This window comes from Pseudomonas sp. 8(2025), assembly GCF_052665325.1.
On the sequence record NZ_JBQOIE010000008.1, the window covers coordinates 234,532 to 253,258 of the forward strand.

The following is an 18,727-nucleotide window of genomic DNA, read 5'->3' on the forward strand; positions in this document are numbered from 1 at the left end:
CCATATGATAAACCCACCTGACGGTGGGTTTTTTTATATGTACCAACTGGAACATTTGTGTTCGATTACCGCCCAAAAAGTGTTTCGTCCAATTGATTGGCCCTGATCCGCGACGCACCATTCCCGGCACCTGGACACACCAATAACAACAGGTCCGATGCCATGCCCCCACGCCCTGCCCGCTACGGCTGATACCTCTGGTTCCACCCTGCTCCCCTGAAACCTGTGCCCAGACCCTTTGCGCGGCACTGGCCGGCTGCACCCCTAACAATTAGAGAGACCGACGAATGAAGCCAAGCCCCCCGCCGTCCTACCTTCTGCCCAGCCTCCTGGCCCTGGCGCTGAGCAGCACCGCCCTGCCGGCACTGGCCGCAGAGTCGGGCTTTCTCGAAGATGCCCAGGCCAACCTGACCCTGCGCAACTTCTATTTCAACCGCAACTTCACCAACCCGACCAAGGCCCAGGGCAAGGCCGAGGAATGGACCCAGAGCTTCATCCTCGATGCAAAGTCCGGCTTCACCCAGGGCACCGTCGGTTTCGGCATGGACGTGCTGGGCCTCTACTCGCTGAAACTCGACGGCGGCAAGGGCACCGGCGGCACCCAACTGCTGCCCCTGGATCACGACGGCCGCCCGGCGGACAACTTCGGACGCCTGGGAGTAGCCTTCAAGGCGCGACTGTCTCAGACCGAGGTCAAGGTCGGCGAATGGATGCCAGTGCTGCCGATCCTGCGCTCCGACGACGGCCGCTCGCTGCCACAGACCTTTCGCGGGGGCCAGATCACCTCGAAGGAAATTGCCGGCCTGACCCTCTATGGCGGCCAGTTCCGCGCCAACAGCCCGCGTGACGACAGCAGCATGAGTGACATGAGCATGTTCGGCAAAGCGGCCTTCACCTCCGACCGTTTCAACTTCCAGGGCGCCGAATATGCCTTCAACGACAAGCGCACCCAGATCGCCCTGTGGAATGCCCAGCTCAAGGACATCTACAGCCAGCAGTTCGTCAACCTGATCCACAGCCAACCCCTGGGCGACTGGACCCTGGGCGCCAACCTGGGCTTCTTCTATGGCAAGGAAGACGGCAGCGCCCGCGCCGGCGACATGGAGAACCGCACCTGGTCCGGCCTGTTCTCGGCCAAATATGGCGGCAACACCTTCTATGTGGGCCTGCAGAAGCTCACTGGCGACAGCGCCTGGATGCGGGTCAATGGCACCAGCGGCGGCACCCTGGCCAACGACAGCTACAACGCCAGCTACGACAACGCCAAGGAGAAGTCCTGGCAGGTGCGCCATGACTACAACTTCGCCGCGCTGGGCGTTCCCGGCCTGACCCTGATGAACCGCTACATCAGCGGCAGCAACGTGCACACAGCCACCGTCAGCGACGGTAAGGAATGGGGCCGGGAAAGCGAAGTGGCCTACACGGTCCAGAGCGGCACACTGAAGAACCTCAACCTGAAGTGGCGCAACTCCACCATGCGCCGGGACTTCAGCAACAACGAGTTCGACGAGAACCGCCTGATCATCAGCTATCCCCTCAGCCTGCTGTAAGCCCCTCCAACACGGGGCCGAGCCAAAAGGCCGGCCCCTGCAGTTGTCGGCCTTGAACCGTGGCGCCCAAGGAGAGGTCCGCTGGTCGGGCTTAGTAAAAAAAATCCAATACACAGATAAAGTAAAGGGGTATTCACTTCAGGCGGGCAGTGCTCGCTTCCAGGAAAGGAAACCTATCGATTCAGTTCCGTTATCCATCGGATGTCGTACGTGAAGCTGACGTAGCCTTGGAGAGTCTGCGTTATGAGCAAGCACATCGTCATTGTCGGAGGAGGTGTAGGCGGTACCATCCTGGCCAATCAACTGGTCAGCAAGCTCTACCCGGAGATACTCAGGGACGAGGTCAAAATCACCCTGCTGTCCGAATCGCCGGATCATTTCTACAAGCCCGCCTTCATGTATGTGGCGTTCAACCTGTTCTTCCAAGAAGAACTCAAGCGACCCGAACGCTCCCTGCTACGCCCCGAAATAACCTTCCGGGTCGACCCCGTCACCCGCTTCGATTTTGCCGCCCAGAGCCTGCACACTCGCAGCGGCAAGCGTCTTGGCTACGATTTCCTGGTGATCGCCACCGGCTGCGTGCCGGCACCGGAACGGATCGAGGGGCTCAAGGAAGCCGGCGACCACTTTTACCAGTACCAGCCTGCCCGGCAACTGGCACAGCGCCTGAGCCGGATCGACAAGGGCCGGGTGTTCATCACCGTGTCGTTTCCGCAAACACCCAATGTTCCTCATCAATGCGGCATCGCGCCGGTAGAAACGACCCTGATGCTCGATGACTTCCTGCGGCGGCGCGGAGTACGGGATCGGGTCGAGATCATCTACACCTACCCCAGCACCGCGCAGCTACTGCGCAATTGCCTGTTCCTGCAACGCCCGGTCGGCGAGGTGCTGCCGGATATCTTCGAACAGAGGAACATCCGCTTCCAGCGCGGCTTCACCCTGGCCAGGGTCGACCCGGACCGGCGCATCGCCTACTCGGAGGAAGGCGCTGAGCAGCCTTTCGACATTCTCATGGCCACCCCGCCGATTCGGGCCGTGGACGCCGTGCTCGAATCCGGCGCGTCTCAGGCACAGGGCCAGGAGGGCTGGCTGCCGACCCATCACGAGACCCTGCAAGTCTATGGCCTGGAGCGGGTCTATGTGATTGGCGATACCGTCGACCTGCCGATCAGCAAGGCAGGCGGCGCCTGCCACAACCAGGCCCCGGTGATTGCCAACAACATTGCCGGAGAAATCCGCCTGGGCTCTCCCGAGGCGGTTTATGACGGTAGGGTCCAGGCGGTCGCGCAGATGGGCCTCAATGCCGGCATGCCCCTTTGGTACGACTATGCCCACGACGTTCTGCCCACCCCGTCGAGCAAGTTGGGTGGCCTGCTGCGCACCGGATTCAATCGCGGCCTGTACTGGGCCGTAGCCCGCGGAATGCTTTGACCCTGCACAGGGAGGAGACAACGCCATGGACAGCTTTGATCCAAGCATGCCTGGTCCAAGGGCGACCCAGCCTGAAGTCGCCAGCACGCCAGGCCTGGAAGCCCTGATGAAAAAGCTCCAGCCGCTGCTGGACAGCGCTCGCCTGGACAACATGGTCGACCTGTTGTCCCTGCTTTGCGACCTGATCGACATGCTCGATCAGGCGATGATCGAAAAACTTGCGCAACAGTTCGAAGAAGCCACCGCCGCCAGCTGGATGCTGGGCAATGCACTACGCATGGCCAAGGCCGAAACCTCAGCGCAAGGTACCGCTCCCAGCCTGTACGGGCTGCTCTCGCTGCTGCGTGAGGAGGACACGCGACGTGGCGCAGCCCTGCTCCTCAGAACCCTGAATGTCATTGGACGACAACTTTAAAAAGGATGTTTACATGAGTACCAAGCCTCAGCCGACCACGGCCAGGAACCTCAGCACCCAATGGGATCCCCAGGCCTACCAGCAGTTCGTGCGCCTGCGAGAGCGACCGGCGGTCGAGCTACTGGATCATGTCGCCCTGCAGCAACCCCATCACATCTACGACCTGGGTTGCGGAACAGGTATCGCCACTCAACTGCTGGCGCAGCGCTGGCCCTACGCGGAGCTGACAGGCGTGGACAGCTCCTCGGAAATGCTTGCCGAAGCCAGCTGCCTGCCGATCAAGGCGCTGTGGCGCAGGTGCGACCTGCTGCAATGGAAAGCCGAACAGCCAGCAGACCTGTTGTTCGCTGCCGCAGTGCTGCACTTCATGAGTGACCACGAACACCTGCTGCCGCGCCTGTTGAACCAGCTCAACCCCGGCGGCTGCCTGGCGGCGCATATGCCCAATTGGCGCGACGCCCTGTGGTATCAGTTGATACTCGAAAGCCTGGAACAGGCAGGACCGGACGGCAAGCCGCTGGGCACCCCGGAGCTGCGGGCGTTCATGGCCGAGCGCCGGGTACTGTCGCTGGATAGCTACTACCGTTTGCTGGCGCCCCTGACTCGGGAACTGGACATCTGGGAAACCGAACACCTGCAGGTCGTGGAAGGCCAGTCGCCGATCTTCGACTGGGTCAAGGTCTCGGCCTTGCGCCCCGTACTCCTGAGCCTGGACGAGCGGCAACGACAATGCTTCCTCAACCATTACCTGGCACGGGTACATCGCTACTATCCGCCCGAAGGCGATGGCCGGACGCTGTTCCCGTTCAAGCGGGTGTTCATTCTGGCCACCGTCTGAAATCACGCGGTGCAGCCCCGGCGCCTCAACTGCGGGATTCGATGCCCAGTTCGTCCCACACCGATTCCGCCAGGTGGAAGGTGGCGTTGGCCGCCGGGATTCCGCAGTAGATCGCGCTCTGCATGATCACTTCCTTGATTTCGCTGCGGCTCACCCCATTGTTGGCGGCGGCCCGCAGGTGCAGCTTGAGCTCCTCGTTGCGGTTCATGCCGATCAGCATGGCGATGGTGATCAGGCTGCGGGTGTGTCGCGGCAGGCCCGGGCGGGTCCAGATGTCGCCCCAGGCATGGCGGGTGATCATTTCCTGGAACTCCGAGTTGAACTCGGTCAGGGCATTGAGGCTGCGGTCCACATGGGCATCGCCCAACACCGCGCGGCGAACCTGCATGCCTTCGTCATAACGCTGTTTCTCGTCCACAAAGGGCTCCTTGAATCGACTCTCAGGCCAGCAGAAAATCCACGACCCGGGCGCTGAAAGCGTCGCCGGCCTGGACGTTGGACAAATGCGCGGCATAGAACTCGGCATACTCCGCGCCCGCCACATGCTGCTGGATGAAGTGCCCGCCGGACGGTGGTGTCACGGCGTCTTCAGTGCCGGCAATCACCAGGGTGGGCACCTTGATCGCCCCCAGCTGTTCACGGAAATCCGCGTCCCGCACCGCCGCGCAGTTGGCCGCATAGCCTTGCGGCGAGGTGGTCGCGAGCATGTCGGTGATCAGCTTGGCCTGGTCAGGGTGAGCTTCGGCAAAGTCGCTGGTGAACCAGCGGGCGATGGAGGCATCGCGCAGTGCCACCATGGCTGCCTGGCCGTCACGTAGCACGGTCTCGATCCGCGGGTTCCATACGGACGGGTCGCCGATCTTCGCCGCGGTGTTGCACACCACCAGCTTGTGCAGACGCTCGCCGGCATTGATCCCCAGCCACTGGCCGATCAGCCCGCCCATGGACAGGCCACAGAAATGCGCACGCTGGATATCCAGCGCATCCAGCAGCGCCACCACGTCGCGGCCCAGTTGCTCGATGCTATAGGGACCTTCGGTGACCAGGGAACGGCCGTGGCCACGGGTGTCCATGCGCAGCACCTGGAAGTGCCGGGTGAAGGCCGCCATCTGCTTGTCCCACATGTGCAGGTCGGTGCCCAGGGAGTTGGACAGCACCAGTACCGGCGCGCCCTCGGGCCCTTCGAGTTGATAGTGCAGTTCGCCCTCGGCGAGTTTCACGAATCCCACAGCAGTCTCCTTCAGGCCTTCAAGGCAAAATGTTCAGCCACGGCGCGCTCGACCCAGGCCTGCGCCTGGCCCAGGTAGTGCGCCGGGTCCAATAGACGATCCAGGTCCGCCGCCGACAGCTCGGCGGTAACCTGGGAATCCTCCCCCAATACCCCACGCAGATGGCGTTTCTCGGCCACTGCGCGCTTGCAGCATTGTTCCAGCAGATGGTGGGCGGTTTCCCGCCCCAGGCGCTGGGCCAGGGCAATGCTCACCGCTTCGGCCAGCACCAGGCCCTGGGTCAGGTCGAGGTTGTGCGCCATGCGCGCGCTGTCGACCTCCAGGCCTTCGGCCACCAGTAATGCTTGTTGCAACGCGCCAGACACCAGGCAGCAGATCTCCGGCAGGGTTTCCCATTCGGCGTGCCACAGGCCCAGGCTGCGCTCGTGCTCCTGGGGCATGGCGGCAAACATCGTCGCCAGCAGGCCGGGAACCCGGGTCGCGGCGCTGATCAGCACCGCCGCGCCCACCGGGTTGCGCTTGTGCGGCATGGTGGACGACCCGCCCTTGCCCGGCGCCGAGGGCTCGAAGACCTCCGCCGCCTCGGTCTGCATCAGCAGGCTGATATCCCGCCCCAGCTTGCCCAGGCTGCCGGCCAACAGGCCCAGCACCGAAGCGAACTCCACCAGGCGGTCGCGCTGGGTGTGCCAGGGCTGCTCCGGCAGGGCCAATTGCAGCTCGTCGGCCAGGGCCTGGGCAATCGGCAAGGCCTGCTCGCCCAAAGCCGCCAGGGTTCCGGAAGCGCCGCCGAACTGCAGCACCAGCAAACGCGGCTTGAGCTGCTGCAGGCGCTCGCGGCTGCGGGTCAATGCCCCCAGCCAGCCGCCGATCTTCATCCCCAGGGTCACCGGCGTGGCATGTTGCAGCCAGGTGCGGCCGGCCATCGGGGTCGTGGCGTAACGTTGGGCCAGGGCAACAAGGATGTCCCCCAGGCGCTCCAGGTCCTGCTCCAGCAGGAGCATGGCGCGGCGCAGTTGCAGCACCAGCCCGCTGTCCATCACGTCCTGGCTGGTAGCCCCCAGGTGCACAAAGCGCTCGGCCTCGCCATCGCTGCGGGCGATCTGTCGGCCCAGGGCCTTGACCAGGGGAATGGCCGAGTTGCCGGCCGTGGCAATCGCCTCGCCCAGCATCTGGAAGTCATACAGCCCGGCATGGCAGGCGGCCTCGATGGGCGCTACTGCACTGGCCGGGATCACCCCGACGCGGGCCTGGGCCCGGGCCAGGGCGGCTTCGAAATCGAGCATGGCCTGGACCCGCCCCTGATCGCAGAACACCCCGCGCATTTCCCGGGCAGTAAAGTAGGCATCGAACAACTGATTGCTCGCAGTCAGGGTCATAAACAGTCCTTGGCAAACCTGCGCCCGAGCCGGGCGCAGGTACACAGGTCAAAGGTCGTGGTGCAGGTAGGCGGCCTGTTTCGGCAGGCGCAGGCTGAACAGGAAGGCAATCGCCATCATCGCCGTGACATACCAGTAAAAGGTGTTTTCCATGCCCATGTTCTTGAAGTTCAGGGCCACCCATTCCGCCGAGCCACCGAAGATCGCATTGGCCACCGCATAAGCCAAGCCCACCCCGAGTGCGCGCACTTGCGGCGGGAACATCTCGGCCTTCACCAGACCGCTGATGGAGGTGTAGAAACTGACGATGGCCAGGGCCAGGGTGATCAGCACAAAGGCCAGGAACGGGCTGGTGACGGTCTTCAAGGTCAGCAGGATCGGCACTGTGAACAGCGTACCCAGGGCACCGAACCAGAGCATCGAGTTACGCCGGCCGATCTTGTCCGCCAGCATGCCGAACAGCGGCTGCATGCACATGTAGAGAAACAGCGCGCCGGTCATGATGTAGCTGGCGGTCTTGGCGTGCATGCCCGCGGTGTTCACCAGGTACTTCTGCATGTAGGTGGTGAAGGTGTAGAAAATCAGCGAGCCGCCGGCGGTGTAGCCGAGCACGGTGATAAACGCCGCCGAGTGGTTCTTGAACAGCGCAGCGATGCTGCCGGCGTCCTTGTCCTCACGGATTTCCTTGCTGGTGGTTTCCTTCAGCGAACGGCGCAGCAGCAGCGAGATCACCGCGGCGATGGCACCGATCACGAAGGGAATGCGCCAGCCCCAGGCCTTGAGCTCGGCCTCATCGAGAAACTGCTGGAGGATCACCACCACCAGCACCGCCAGCAGTTGCCCGCCGATCAGGGTCACGTACTGGAAGGAGGCAAAGAAGCCGCGCTGGCCCTTGAGCGCCACCTCACTCATGTAGGTGGCGGTGGTGCCGTACTCGCCGCCCACCGACAGGCCCTGGAACAGGCGCGCCACCAGCAGCAGGAACGGCGCCCAGGCACCGATGCTGGCGTAGGTGGGCAAGAAGGCGATCACCAGGGAGCCGGCGCACATCATCAGCACCGAGATCATCATCGAGTTCTTGCGCCCATGACGGTCGGCGACCCGGCCGAACAGCCAGCCGCCGATGGGCCGCATCAGAAAGCCGGCGGCGAACACCCCGGCGGTGTTGAGCAACTGCACCGTCGGATCGTCGGAGGGAAAGAAGGCCGGGGCGAAATAGATGGCGCAAAAGGCATAGACATAGAAGTCGAACCATTCCACCAGGTTGCCGGAGGAGGCGCCGACAATGGCAAAGATCCTTTTGCTGCGTTCCTCTCCGGTGTAGTGACTTGTCGTTGTTGTCATGGTTTTTTCACTCATGGGGGACAGTGTGAGTCTAGACACACTTGGCAACATTCCCGTTCCCTGCGGATAGCGCCCTGCCCGCTCCCGGGCAAGGGTCAATCGACCCTGTCAACCTGTAGCGACTGTAGCCGCTGCCAAGCCACGGCGAGGCTGCGAAAAGGCCCGAAGGGCCTTGCTTGGCGGCCTCAAGCCGAACCTCTGCCGGTCTCAAGCCCGCCGCGCCTGCTACGCAACCCGCGGCAGTGGCCACACAAGGCCGGGTCAGTAGTCGAAGAACACGGTTTCGGCGTCAGTACCCTGGAGGATCACGTTCCACTGGTAGTGACCGTCAGCATCGGCCTTGGCCAGCAAGGTGCCTCGGCGCTCCTCGGGCACGCAGGCCAGCAGCGGATCGCTGGCGTTGGCCGGCTCCCCCTCGAAGTAGATGCGGGTCAGCAGGTGCTTGACCAAACCGCGGGCGAACACCAGTACCACCAGATGCGGGGCCTGGGTCGTGCCTTTCAGGCCCGGCACCGTGCCCGGCTTGATGGTGGTGAAGCGAAAGCGCCCTTCGGCGTCCACCGGCACCCGGCCAAACCCCTGGAAGTTCGGGTCCAGGGGTTTGGCCTGATCGTCTTCGGGGTGGCGGTACTTGCCGGCGGCGTTGGCTTGCCAGACTTCCAGCATCGCGTCGTTGACGACGTTGCCGTTGCCGTCCACCACCTGGCCGGTGATCGCCACCCGCTCGCCCAGGGTGCCTTCCTCGGTCAGGTCTTCGCGGTTCAGCCAGGTCAGGCCGATGTGGTAGTAGGGGCCGACGGTGTGGGATGTAGTCGCGGTCAGGGTCACGTTATTTCTCCATCGGCGTGGCGTCGCGGCCGCGCAGGACAATGTCCCAACGGTAACCGAGGGCGTAGGAAGGAATGGTTTTCTCCAGGTCGAAGCTGGCGATCAGGCGTTCCTTGGCGCGGGTGTCCGGCACGCAGTTGTAGATCGGGTCATAAGCCAGCAGCGGGTCGCCAGGGAAATACATCTGGGTCACCAGGCGGGTAAGAATGCTCGGCCCGAACAGCGAAAAATGGATATGCGCCGGGCGCCAGGCATTGTGGTGGTTGCCCCAGGGGTAGGCCCCGGGCTTGATGGTCTGGAACTGGTACCAGCCGTCGGCGTCGGTAACGGTGCGCCCGGTGCCGGTGAAGTTCGGGTCCAGGGGCGCATCGTGCAAGTCGCGGTCGTGGTTGTAGCGACCGGCCGCGTTGGCCTGCCAGATCTCCACCAGGATGCCCGGCACCGGCAGGCCGTTCTCGTCCAGAACCCGGCCGTGGATGATGATGCGCTCGCCCTGGGGCTGCCCTTCGTGCTGGGCCGTCAGGTCGTTGTCCCGTTCCTGGATCGACTCGGCGCCGATGCTCGGGCCGGTGATTTCCGACAGCGAGTGGGGAATGAACACCAGCGGCTTGGACGGCGAGCGGGTGTTGGTCGACTGGTAGGCCGGGTGCAGGTAATCAGGCTGAGTGCCCGCTTGCGGGCGCCGGTAACCGGGCTTGTCACTCATGGTGGTTCCTCGTTCTCTTCTTATATAAGGCAGGCAGTCAAACGCGCTCGATAGCCAGCGCCAGCCCTTGGCCGACGCCGACGCACATGGTCGCCAGGCCTTTTTTACCGCCGCTCTTTTCCAGCTGATGCAAAGCCGTCAGCACCAACCGCGCACCGCTCATGCCCAGGGGGTGGCCCAGGGCAATCGCGCCGCCGTTGGGATTGACCTGGGGCGCATCGTCCGCCAGGCCCAGCTCGCGCAGCACCGCCAGGCCCTGGCTGGCGAAGGCTTCGTTGAGTTCGATCACGTCGAAGTCGCTGACCGCCACGCCCAGGCGCTCGATCAGCTTGCGCACTGCCGGCACCGGGCCGATGCCCATGACCCGCGGCGCAACCCCGGCGCTGGCCATGCCCAGTACTCGCGCACGCGGGGTCAGGCCGTGTTTCTTGACGGCTTCGGCCGAGGCCAGGATCAGCGCCGCCGCACCGTCGTTGACCCCGGAGGCATTGCCGGCGGTGACGGTCTTGTCCGGGCCGTTGACCGGCTTGAGCTTGGCCAAGGCTTCCAGGGTGGTGTCGGCACGGGGATGCTCGTCCTGCTCCACCACTGTCTCGCCCTTCTTGTGGGCGATGCGCACCGCAACGATTTCCTCAGCGAAGAAACCGGCGGCCTGGGCCGCCGCGGCACGCTGCTGGCTGCGCAGGGCGAAGGCGTCCTGGTCAGCGCGGGACACTTTGTAGTCATCCGCCACGTTGTCGGCGGTCTGCGGCATGGCATCCACACCGTACTGGGCCTTCATCAGCGGGTTGATGAAACGCCAGCCGATGGTGGTGTCTTCCAGCTTCATGTTGCGCGAAAAGGCGGTATCGGCCTTGCCCATGACAAAGGGCGCGCGGGACATGGACTCGACGCCACCGGCAATCGCCAGCTCCATCTCGCCGCTGGCAATGGCGCGGAAGGCCGTGCCGATGGCGTCCATGCCCGAGGCGCAGAGACGGTTGAGGGTGACGCCGGGCACGCTGTCCGGCAGGCCGGCCAGCAGCAGAGCCATGCGCGCCACGTTGCGGTTGTCCTCGCCGGCCTGGTTGGCGCAGCCGAGGAACACCTCGTCCACGGAGCTCCAGTCCACGCTGGGGTTGCGCTCCATCAAGGCCTTGATCGGCAGCGCCGCCAGGTCGTCAGCGCGCACTGTCGAGAGGCCGCCACCAAAACGGCCGATGGGGGTGCGAATGGCATCGCAGATGAATACGTCGCGCATCAGGCTTCTCCAGGGGCTTGGCCATGGGCCGCGGCGGTGCGCGCTTCCAGGTCACGCAGGGCGGTCAGTTCAACCTCGGTGGGTGCTGCGGTCTCGGCCACCTGGTCGGCGAAGCGGATCGCCCAGCCAGTGGCGGCCACCACCTGCTCGCGGGTCACGCCCGGGTGCAGCGAAGTGACGATGAATTCGTGGGTACCGGCTTCCGGCTCCATGATGCACAGGTCGGTGATGATGCCCACCGGCCCCGCCCCTGGCAGGCCCAGGCGCTTGCGCGAATCGCCGCCTTCGCCGTGGCCGACCGAAGTCACGAAGTCGAGCTTGTCGACGAAGGAGCGCGAGGATTGCTTGAGGATGATCAGCACGCTCTTGGCCGAACCGGCGATCTCCGGAGCACCGCCGGCGCCCGGCAGGCGCACCTTGGGCCGGTGGTAGTCGCCGACCACGGTGGTGTTGATATTGCCGAAACGGTCGACCTGGGCCGCGCCGAGGAAACCCACGTCGATGCGCCCGCCCTGCAGCCAGTAGCGGAAGATCTCGCCGGTAGGCACCACGGTGTCGGCGGTTTCCGCCAGCTCGCCGTCACCGATAGAGAGTGGCAGGACGCTGGGCTTGGCGCCGATCGGGCCGGACTCGTAGATCAGCACCACGTCCGGTGATGAGGTCAGGCGTGCCAGGTTGGCGGCCTTGGACGGCAGGCCGATGCCGACGAAGCACACCGAGCCGTTCTGCAGGCGACGGGCCGCGGCCACGGTCATCATTTCATTGGTGGAGTAGGTCATTACTGGGCCTCCGAAGCTGCGGCCAGCTTGGCCTGGAATTCGCTGAAATCGGCACTGCCGTGGATGTATTCGTTGATCCAGGCGGTGAACGCCTCACGGTCGCGGGCGATCGGGTCCCAGGCCTGGTAGAAGCGGTTGTCGCGCTCGGAGTAGCCGTGGGCGTAGGACGGATGGGCGCCACCAGGCACATGGCAGACCGCGCTCAGCGCCCAGGTCGGCAGTACGCAGGCGTTCATCGGCGCGTTCAGGTCGTCGACGATTTCCTCGACGGTGACGATGCAGCGCTTGGCGGCCAGGGCGGCCTCTTTCTGTACCCCGAGAATGCCCCACAGCAGCACGTTGCCCTTGCGGTCGGCCTTCTGCGCGTGGATTACCGTGACGTCCGGGCGCACCGAAGGCACCGCCGCCAGCACTTCACCGGTAAACGGGCAGGTCACGGTCTTGATCAGGGGGTTGACCTTGGGCAGGTCGGAGCCGGCGTAGGCCCGCAGGACGGCAAAGGGCAGGCCCGAGGCGCCGGCAACATAGGCGTTGGCCAGGTCGGCGTGGCTGTGTTCCTCGATCTCCAGGGGCTGTGGCCATTGCTTTTCCACGGCGTCGCGCAGGCGGTGCAGGGAGCCCACGCCCGGGTTGCCACCCCAGGAGAAAATCAGCTTGCGAGCGCAACCGGCACCGATCAACTGGTCGTAGATCAGGTCAGGGGTCATGCGCACCAGGGTCAGGTCTTTCTTGCCCTGGCGGATGATTTCATGACCTGCGGCCGTAGGAATCAGGTGGGTGAAGCCTTCGAGCGCGACGGTGTCGCCGTCGTTGACGAATTGCTTCACCGCGTCGTGCAGCGAAAGGATTTCAGCCATGGATGGGGTCTCCCGATTGTTATTCAGCGACTGGAGAAAAAGGCGCTCTGGGCGCGCCGCAGTGACTGAAGATTAAGCCGGGGCCAAACCCCAAACAATCCGATAATCGACTGAGCGTTCGATTATCGAACAGATTGTTGCAGGGCTATCGATTGCTTTTCCTCAACCCCGCAACAGCCCGGCCGGCCTTCTGGGGCCGCTGCCGCGGGCGAGGATAACGTTCGAAGAACCCTCTGCGCCCTTCAGGAGCAGCGGGCCCTTCGAGCCCGGCCGCAGCCTGCGGCAGCGGCTACAGGGTAGTCCGCGCTCAGGTCGCGTCTGCGTGACTGACCATGCCCTTGATCACCACCGCGGTGGTGGCCAGGGCCGCCGGAATCACCAGGGCAGTCAGCACTTGTTCGAAGTTCCAGCCCAGGCCCAGCAGGGTCGCTCCCATCCACGCACCGAGAATGGCGCCGAAACGGCCGATGCCAAGCATCCAGGAGACCCCGGTGGCACGCCCCTGGGTCGGGTAGAAGCGCGCGGCCAACGACGGCATTGCCGATTGCGCACCGTTGACGCACATGCCGGCGATCAGCACCAGGGTGGCCAACAGGGTGATGTTGCCCAGGCTCTGCCCGACGGCGTAGGCAAAGACCCCAGCCAGCAGGTAGAAACAGCCGATCACCTTGTGCGGGTTGAAACGGTCCATGGCCCAGCCCACGGCCACCGCGCTGAGGACGCCGCCAAACTGGAACAGGGCGCCGATAAAGGCCGCCTGTTCCATGCTCGCCCCGCTGTCGCGCATCAGGGTCGGCAGCCAGCTGGTGAGCAGGTAGACAATCACCAGCCCCATGAAATAGGTCAGCCACAGCAACAGGGTGCCGACGCTATAGGTGCCGGAGAAGATCACCGCGAACACGTTGCGCGCCTTCACGGTCTTCTGTTCCGGCACGCTGAAGCTGCCAGCCTCGCCGACTATGGCCGGGGCAATCGGCGCCAGGGTCTTGCGCACCTTGTCGGTGCCGCGATTACGCACCACCAGGTAACGCGCGGACTCCGGCAGCCAGAGCACCAGCACCAGGGCCAGGATCAGCGGCAGGACCCCGCCGATCAGCAGCAGGCTGTGCCAGCCGAAGGCCGGGATCAGCTTGGCGGAAATGAAACCGCCGCCGGCCATGCCCAGGTTGAAACCGCAGAACATGCTGGTCACCAGCAACGACTTGTGGCGTTCGGGGGTGTATTCGGAAAGCAGCGTGGTGGCGTTGGGCATGCCTGCCCCCAGGCCCAGGCCGGTAAGGAAACGCAGGACCAGCAACTGGTCGACGTTGGTGCTGTAGGCCGAAGCCAGGCTGAAGGCACCAAACAACAGCACCGCCCCCACCAGCACCACCTTGCGGCCGAAACGGTCGGCCAGGGGGCCGGAGCCCAGGGCGCCGAAGACCATGCCGATCAATGCAGCGCTCATGACCGGGCCGAGGCTGGCGCGGTCGATGCCCCAGTCCTGGGACAGCGCCGGGGCGATGAAGCCCATGGCCGCGGTGTCCAGGCCATCGAGGAAGACAATCAGGAAACACAGGATCACCACGCGCCACTGGTAACGGGACAGCGGCTGGGCATTGATGAAGGACTGCACATCAAGGCAGTTCCCTACAGCGGATTGGGGTTGGTTCATTGTTGTTATTTCCACGCTAAAACGCAGGCGAGCACAGGCCGCCAGGGCTGATCAGATCACTAAAGGGGTGGCGATATCAGGCGATGCGAGCGGGACGGCAGGAACGGTCGCGGCAACGATGCAGGGAAAGCGTGCTCATGAGTGTTGGCCTCTTCTTTATTATTGGGCGGGCCACCAGCGGCGGGCGAAGATGCCAGCTTGCCGCCGATGACGCTGCCGCGACATTAATGAGCCAGGGGAAACAGCGTCAATTCGCCAAAGGCGTATCTGTGCGTTTATCGAACAGCTTAAGCAAACAACTGCGCGCTCAGATCGCGGCTGGCGCTCAGCAAACCGGGGAGAAAGCGCTGCTCCAGCTCGGCACGGCTGACCCGCCCGGCGTGGGTACTGACGTTCAGCGCCGCCAGCACCTGGCCGGAAGCGTCATACACCGGTACCGCAATGGAGCGCAGGCCCTGCTCCAGTTCCTGATCAACGATGCACCAGCCCTGCTGGCGCACTTGCTGCAGGCACTCCAGCAAGGCTTCCGGGGTGTGCAGGGTGCGGCTGGTCTTGGCTTGCAGGTCCGCATGGTCGAGGTATTCATGCAGCGACGAATCGTCCAGGGCCGCGAGTAGGATGCGCCCCATGGAGGTGCAATAGGCTGGCAAGCGGCCGCCGACAGACAGGTCGACCGAGATCAGCCGCTGGGTCGTGGCGGAACGGGCGATGTAGAGAATGTCGTCGCCTTCCAGGGTGGCCATGTTGCACGCCTCGTGCAGTTGCTCGCTCATGCGGTCCAGGTAGGGCTGGGCGGAGACCGCCAGAGGCGTCGACGAAAGATAGGCGTGGCCCAGGGTCAGCACCTTGGGCAGCAACGAATAGGTACGCCCGTCGGTGGTGGCGTAACCCAGCTTGATCAGGGTGTGCAGGCAACGGCGCACCGCAGCCCGGGGGATTTCCGTGCGATGGCTGATCTGGGCGATGGTCAAGTGCCGCTTGCGCTCCTGGAACGCCTGCACCACCGCCAGGCCCCGGGCCAGAGAGGTCATGAAATCCGGGTCACCGGTCAACGCCTGAATCCTCTTTGCCGCAGACGCCACGATCGGCGGGGCCACTGAGGTAAAGGAATTACGCATCTGATCGTTCATTTCAGGCTCTCTGCGACGAAATTCTTCGGTATTACAAGCCGTATTGGCGAAGAAGCACAAGCTGGGGCCGGCAACATTGGGCGATTATCGAACCATCGACCGATAATCGCAATCCGCCAAGCCTGGCATCCGCGGCAGTGAGCCCGTGGGTTTATTGCAAAAAACCATAGTAATAATCACCAGTGGAATGACCGGTTATCCCGAGTCTTTTGCAACCGACCACTTGCATCAAGATGCAGACTCCCCATATAGACTTGTACCAGCGGAGTAAGAATCAGGCTTTCCTCGTGTAGGAAATGATTAGAACTTTTGTGTCACAAAACGCTCACAATAAAGTTGGTCATTTTAAACTTGCCATCCATAGAGTTATTCTTCGCCGAAGCTATACTGCCGGAGTGAGGAATGTGGAGTCAGTTGCCCCATGCTCCTCTCTCGGGTGGCTTGAAACGGTAATCGGTCACCTGCCGCAAGCGCTTGACCCCTAACCAGATTCGGCCAGCCCGCTTGCAACCAACAACACTGTTGCTACGACAGTTGTTTTCATCCGGTGACGTGGCCGCATGCAATTAACGGCACGCTTGAGAGACTCGAAGTCAAGGCCAGACTGGCACTGACTTCAGCTCCGCGTAGATGCCCGCAAGCAATGCGTCGCACCGGACTGGACCTTCACTCAATTAGGTAACACTGTGACGAAAGATGAACTGCGCGCGGAACTTGAGCGCCAGGAGCAACGTTACAAGGAAGTTTACGGCGGCGAGATCACCCGTTATGCCGCCCAGCCGGAACCTGAACGCAAACCTTGGCGCAAACGCGCCAGTATTCTCGATCAGGCCTTCACCCAAGAACTGCAAAAGATGGAAAAAGAGCTCAAGGCCGAACAGCCGTAATGCTGGCAGCCTGACTCATTCAGGGCTTGCTCTACTTGCCCGCCCGATCATCCCGGCGGCCAGGCAGACCATTGATGCTCGTTACCCCGGGCCCATGGCCATCTCGCCTATCCACAGCGAGAGAGGCTACCGGGCAAGCCCTTTGGTTGAAATTTCATACACGCGTTTTAACCCTCTGATTTCCGCGCCCAGGCCATCGGATTGACCGCTCGTGCCCAATAAACTCAATGGCTTGCCGTGCTTGAGGGGGATGTGCGAAAACTCTGCTCCCGGTCAGTTTTTTCGTTGAAGAATGTTACCGGCGAGCACCTTGTGCATTGATTAGCGGGGTTTTCTGGCATAATCGCGCCCCCTTATGACCGGGTCAGAAAACCTTCATGATCGATTTATTCAGCGGACTGGATGCTTGGGTGCTTGTGAGCCTCTTGCTCGCCCTGGCTTTTGTCCTCGCCTACGAGTTCATCAACGGCTTTCATGACACCGCAAATGCGGTTGCCACTGTTATCTACACCAAGGCCATGCCGCCGCACCTGGCCGTGTTCTTCTCCGGTGTGTTCAATTTCCTCGGCGTGCTGCTGGGCGGGGTTGGCGTGGCCTATGCCATCGTCCACCTGCTGCCGGTCGAGCTGCTGATCAACGTCAACACCGGCCACGGCCTGGCCATGGTCTTCTCGTTGCTGGCCGCGGCCATTACCTGGAACCTGGGCACCTGGTACTTCGGCATTCCGGCCTCCAGTTCCCATACCCTGATCGGCTCCATCCTCGGTGTAGGCTTGGCCAATGCCCTGCTCAGCGACATCCCCCTGGGGGATGGCGTGAACTGGCAGAAGGCAATCGACATCGGCGCTTCCCTGGTGTTCTCGCCGATGGCGGGCTTCATTATTGCAGCGCTGGTACTGATCGGCCTGAAATGGTGGCGGCCGATCTCGAAGATGCACAAGACTCCGGAACAGCGCCGCAAGGTCGATGACAAGAAGCACCCGCCGTTCTGGAACCGCCTGGTACTGGTGATCTCGGCAATGGCCGTGAGCTTCGTGCACGGCTCCAACGACGGCCAGAAAGGCATCGGCCTGATCATGCTGGTACTGATTGGTATCGTGCCTGCCCAGTTCGTGATGGACCTCAACAGCACCACCTACCAGATCGAGCGCACCCGCGACGCCACCCTGCACCTGAGCCAGTTCTACGAGCGCAATCACGAGTCCCTGGGTGAGTTCCTGGCCCTGGGCAAAAGCGTGAAAGACGACCTGCCGGGCAAGTTCCGCTGCAATCCGCAGCAAACCGAACCGACCATCGCCGCGCTCCTGAGCAGCCTCAAGGGCGTTTCCGACTACCATTCGTTGTCGCCGGAAAGCCGCATCGAAGTGCGTCGCTACCTGCTTTGCCTGGATGACACCGCGAAAAAGGTCGGCAAGCTGCCAGGCATCTCAGCCCGTGAAAAGGCCGACCTGGACAAGCTGCGCAAAGACCTGACCGCCACCACCGAATACGCACCGTTCTGGGTCATCCTGGCTGTCGCCCTGGCTCTGGGCCTGGGCACCATGATCGGCTGGAAGCGCGTAGTGCAGACCATTGGCGAGAAGATCGGCAAGCAGGGCATGACCTACGCCCAGGGCATGTCGGCACAGATCACCGCCGCCGGCCTGATCGGCCTGGCGAACATCTTCAGCCTGCCGGTTTCCACCACCCACGTACTTTCCTCCGGCGTGGCCGGGACCATGGTCGCCAACAAGAGCGGCCTGCAGAGCGGAACGGTACGGACCATCCTCCTGGCCTGGGTCCTGACCCTGCCGGCGACCGTGGCCCTGTCCGCCGGCCTGTTCTGGGCAGCCTCCAAGATCCTGGGTACCTGATACCCCAGCCGGCAACAAAAAAGGTGCGTCCCCAGGGACGCACCTTTTTTTATGCCTTGAGCTTTCTTGCAGGCAAAAAAAAGGGCAACCGAAGTTGCCCAAAATGCCTTGCGTGCTCGTTGCCCTGGAAAGACTTAAGGCTTCTTGCGCTTATTCGCGTCTTTCCAGATAAAGAATCCAAACCCTGCGAAAAACAGAACCATGAGGCCGACAGTCAGCACTCCGGCGATCACCACATTGTCGAAAAACATGACTGGCCTCCTGCTCTTGCCCTGTTGCGATGGGGCTAAGTTAACCAAACGGGAGGCGGGGGAAATTGACCGGGGTCAATGTCGCCCATGACTGGGCGCGAGGAAGGGAGAATAAGTGACTTACATCAACAGAAAGCGCCCTGATCAGCGCTTTTTCGGTTTGTTTTTCGGTTTTTTCTTGGCCTTGCCCAAGGGCATGGCGTGTTCGAATGCCTGGCGTACTTCGTTCAGGCGCTTTTCATTGAGATCATGCACACGCTTGGCACGCTCGGCGTTCAGGTCGATCAGCTTGTCGTCTTGATTCATGGCTTGGCTTGCATCACTCGTGGTCAATATCGGCCGCACGCCTTGAAGCA

Annotated in this window: 19 protein-coding genes; 6 read left to right on the top strand and 13 right to left on the bottom strand. The window is 62.9% G+C overall.

What is annotated here, in order from left to right:
* The first annotated feature begins 287 nt into the window (after positions 1-287).
* From ACUXVH_RS17330 to ACUXVH_RS17345, 4 genes are all read left to right on the top strand, one after another.
* Positions 288-1,550, top strand: a complete 1,263-nt coding sequence (locus ACUXVH_RS17330; protein ID WP_065364445.1) for an OprD family porin — start codon at positions 288-290, stop codon at positions 1,548-1,550.
* Between the two features lie 243 nt (positions 1,551-1,793).
* Positions 1,794-2,984 carry an NAD(P)/FAD-dependent oxidoreductase gene (locus tag ACUXVH_RS17335; protein WP_065364446.1) on the top strand — a complete coding sequence of 397 codons (1,191 nt, stop codon included), beginning with the start codon at positions 1,794-1,796 and terminating at the stop codon, positions 2,982-2,984.
* A 25-nt stretch (positions 2,985-3,009) separates the two neighbouring features.
* A complete protein-coding gene (locus ACUXVH_RS17340; protein ID WP_065364447.1) occupies positions 3,010-3,399 on the top strand; it encodes a DUF1641 domain-containing protein in 390 nt (129 codons plus the stop codon).
* 13 nt (positions 3,400-3,412) lie between these two features.
* Entirely contained in the window at positions 3,413-4,237 is an 825-nt protein-coding gene (locus tag ACUXVH_RS17345; protein WP_015634429.1) for a methyltransferase domain-containing protein, read from the top strand.
* A gap of 25 nt (positions 4,238-4,262) precedes the next feature.
* On the opposite strand, the gene pcaC is transcribed toward ACUXVH_RS17345, so the two are convergent.
* From pcaC to pcaR, 11 genes are all read right to left on the bottom strand, one after another.
* Entirely contained in the window at positions 4,263-4,655 is a 393-nt protein-coding gene (gene pcaC, locus ACUXVH_RS17350) for a 4-carboxymuconolactone decarboxylase (RefSeq protein WP_011059667.1), read from the bottom strand.
* Positions 4,656-4,677: 22 nt separating this feature from the next.
* The gene (gene pcaD, locus ACUXVH_RS17355; protein ID WP_445495503.1) at positions 4,678-5,466 is read right to left on the bottom strand and encodes a 3-oxoadipate enol-lactonase; all 789 of its coding nucleotides are present in this window, start codon (positions 5,464-5,466) and stop codon (positions 4,678-4,680) included.
* Between the two features lie 11 nt (positions 5,467-5,477).
* Positions 5,478-6,842: a 3-carboxy-cis,cis-muconate cycloisomerase gene (locus tag ACUXVH_RS17360; RefSeq protein WP_065364449.1), complete on the bottom strand. Its 1,365-nt coding sequence runs from the start codon at positions 6,840-6,842 to the stop codon at positions 5,478-5,480.
* A gap of 48 nt (positions 6,843-6,890) precedes the next feature.
* Positions 6,891-8,201 carry an MFS family transporter gene (locus ACUXVH_RS17365; protein WP_255313395.1) on the bottom strand — a complete coding sequence of 437 codons (1,311 nt, stop codon included), beginning with the start codon at positions 8,199-8,201 and terminating at the stop codon, positions 6,891-6,893.
* A gap of 246 nt (positions 8,202-8,447) precedes the next feature.
* Positions 8,448-9,014, bottom strand: a complete 567-nt coding sequence (pcaG, locus tag ACUXVH_RS17370; protein WP_047335869.1) for a protocatechuate 3,4-dioxygenase subunit alpha — start codon at positions 9,012-9,014, stop codon at positions 8,448-8,450.
* Between the two features lies 1 nt (position 9,015).
* The gene (gene pcaH, locus ACUXVH_RS17375) at positions 9,016-9,720 is read right to left on the bottom strand and encodes a protocatechuate 3,4-dioxygenase subunit beta (RefSeq protein WP_041116326.1); all 705 of its coding nucleotides are present in this window, start codon (positions 9,718-9,720) and stop codon (positions 9,016-9,018) included.
* 37 nt (positions 9,721-9,757) lie between these two features.
* Positions 9,758-10,963 (bottom strand): 3-oxoadipyl-CoA thiolase, encoded by a 1,206-nt coding sequence (gene pcaF, locus ACUXVH_RS17380; protein ID WP_170866331.1) that lies wholly within the window; start codon positions 10,961-10,963, stop codon positions 9,758-9,760.
* Positions 10,960-11,739 carry a CoA-transferase subunit beta gene (locus ACUXVH_RS17385; protein ID WP_011059660.1) on the bottom strand — a complete coding sequence of 260 codons (780 nt, stop codon included), beginning with the start codon at positions 11,737-11,739 and terminating at the stop codon, positions 10,960-10,962. Before ACUXVH_RS17385 ends, pcaF begins: the two co-directional genes overlap by 4 nt.
* Positions 11,739-12,596, bottom strand: a complete 858-nt coding sequence (locus ACUXVH_RS17390) for a CoA transferase subunit A (RefSeq protein WP_011059659.1) — start codon at positions 12,594-12,596, stop codon at positions 11,739-11,741. Before ACUXVH_RS17390 ends, ACUXVH_RS17385 begins: the two co-directional genes overlap by 1 nt.
* A gap of 307 nt (positions 12,597-12,903) precedes the next feature.
* The gene (locus tag ACUXVH_RS17395) at positions 12,904-14,250 is read right to left on the bottom strand and encodes an MFS transporter (RefSeq protein ID WP_011059658.1); all 1,347 of its coding nucleotides are present in this window, start codon (positions 14,248-14,250) and stop codon (positions 12,904-12,906) included.
* 287 nt (positions 14,251-14,537) lie between these two features.
* Complete coding sequence (gene pcaR / locus ACUXVH_RS17400) at positions 14,538-15,380, bottom strand: pca regulon transcriptional regulator PcaR (protein WP_011059657.1); 843 nt, start codon at positions 15,378-15,380, stop codon at positions 14,538-14,540.
* Positions 15,381-16,066: 686 nt separating this feature from the next.
* Between pcaR and ACUXVH_RS17405 the strand changes: the two genes are divergently transcribed.
* Both ACUXVH_RS17405 and ACUXVH_RS17410 read left to right on the top strand, forming a co-directional pair.
* Complete coding sequence (locus tag ACUXVH_RS17405; protein ID WP_011059656.1) at positions 16,067-16,267, top strand: hypothetical protein; 201 nt, start codon at positions 16,067-16,069, stop codon at positions 16,265-16,267.
* A gap of 377 nt (positions 16,268-16,644) precedes the next feature.
* Entirely contained in the window at positions 16,645-18,120 is a 1,476-nt protein-coding gene (locus ACUXVH_RS17410; RefSeq protein WP_011059655.1) for an inorganic phosphate transporter, read from the top strand.
* Positions 18,121-18,254: 134 nt separating this feature from the next.
* On the opposite strand, the gene ccoM is transcribed toward ACUXVH_RS17410, so the two are convergent.
* Both ccoM and ACUXVH_RS17420 read right to left on the bottom strand, forming a co-directional pair.
* Positions 18,255-18,371 carry a cytochrome c oxidase subunit CcoM gene (ccoM, locus tag ACUXVH_RS17415; protein ID WP_015634423.1) on the bottom strand — a complete coding sequence of 39 codons (117 nt, stop codon included), beginning with the start codon at positions 18,369-18,371 and terminating at the stop codon, positions 18,255-18,257.
* Between the two features lie 144 nt (positions 18,372-18,515).
* Positions 18,516-18,677 (bottom strand): hypothetical protein, encoded by a 162-nt coding sequence (locus tag ACUXVH_RS17420; RefSeq protein WP_015634422.1) that lies wholly within the window; start codon positions 18,675-18,677, stop codon positions 18,516-18,518.
* Positions 18,678-18,727 lie beyond the last annotated feature (50 nt).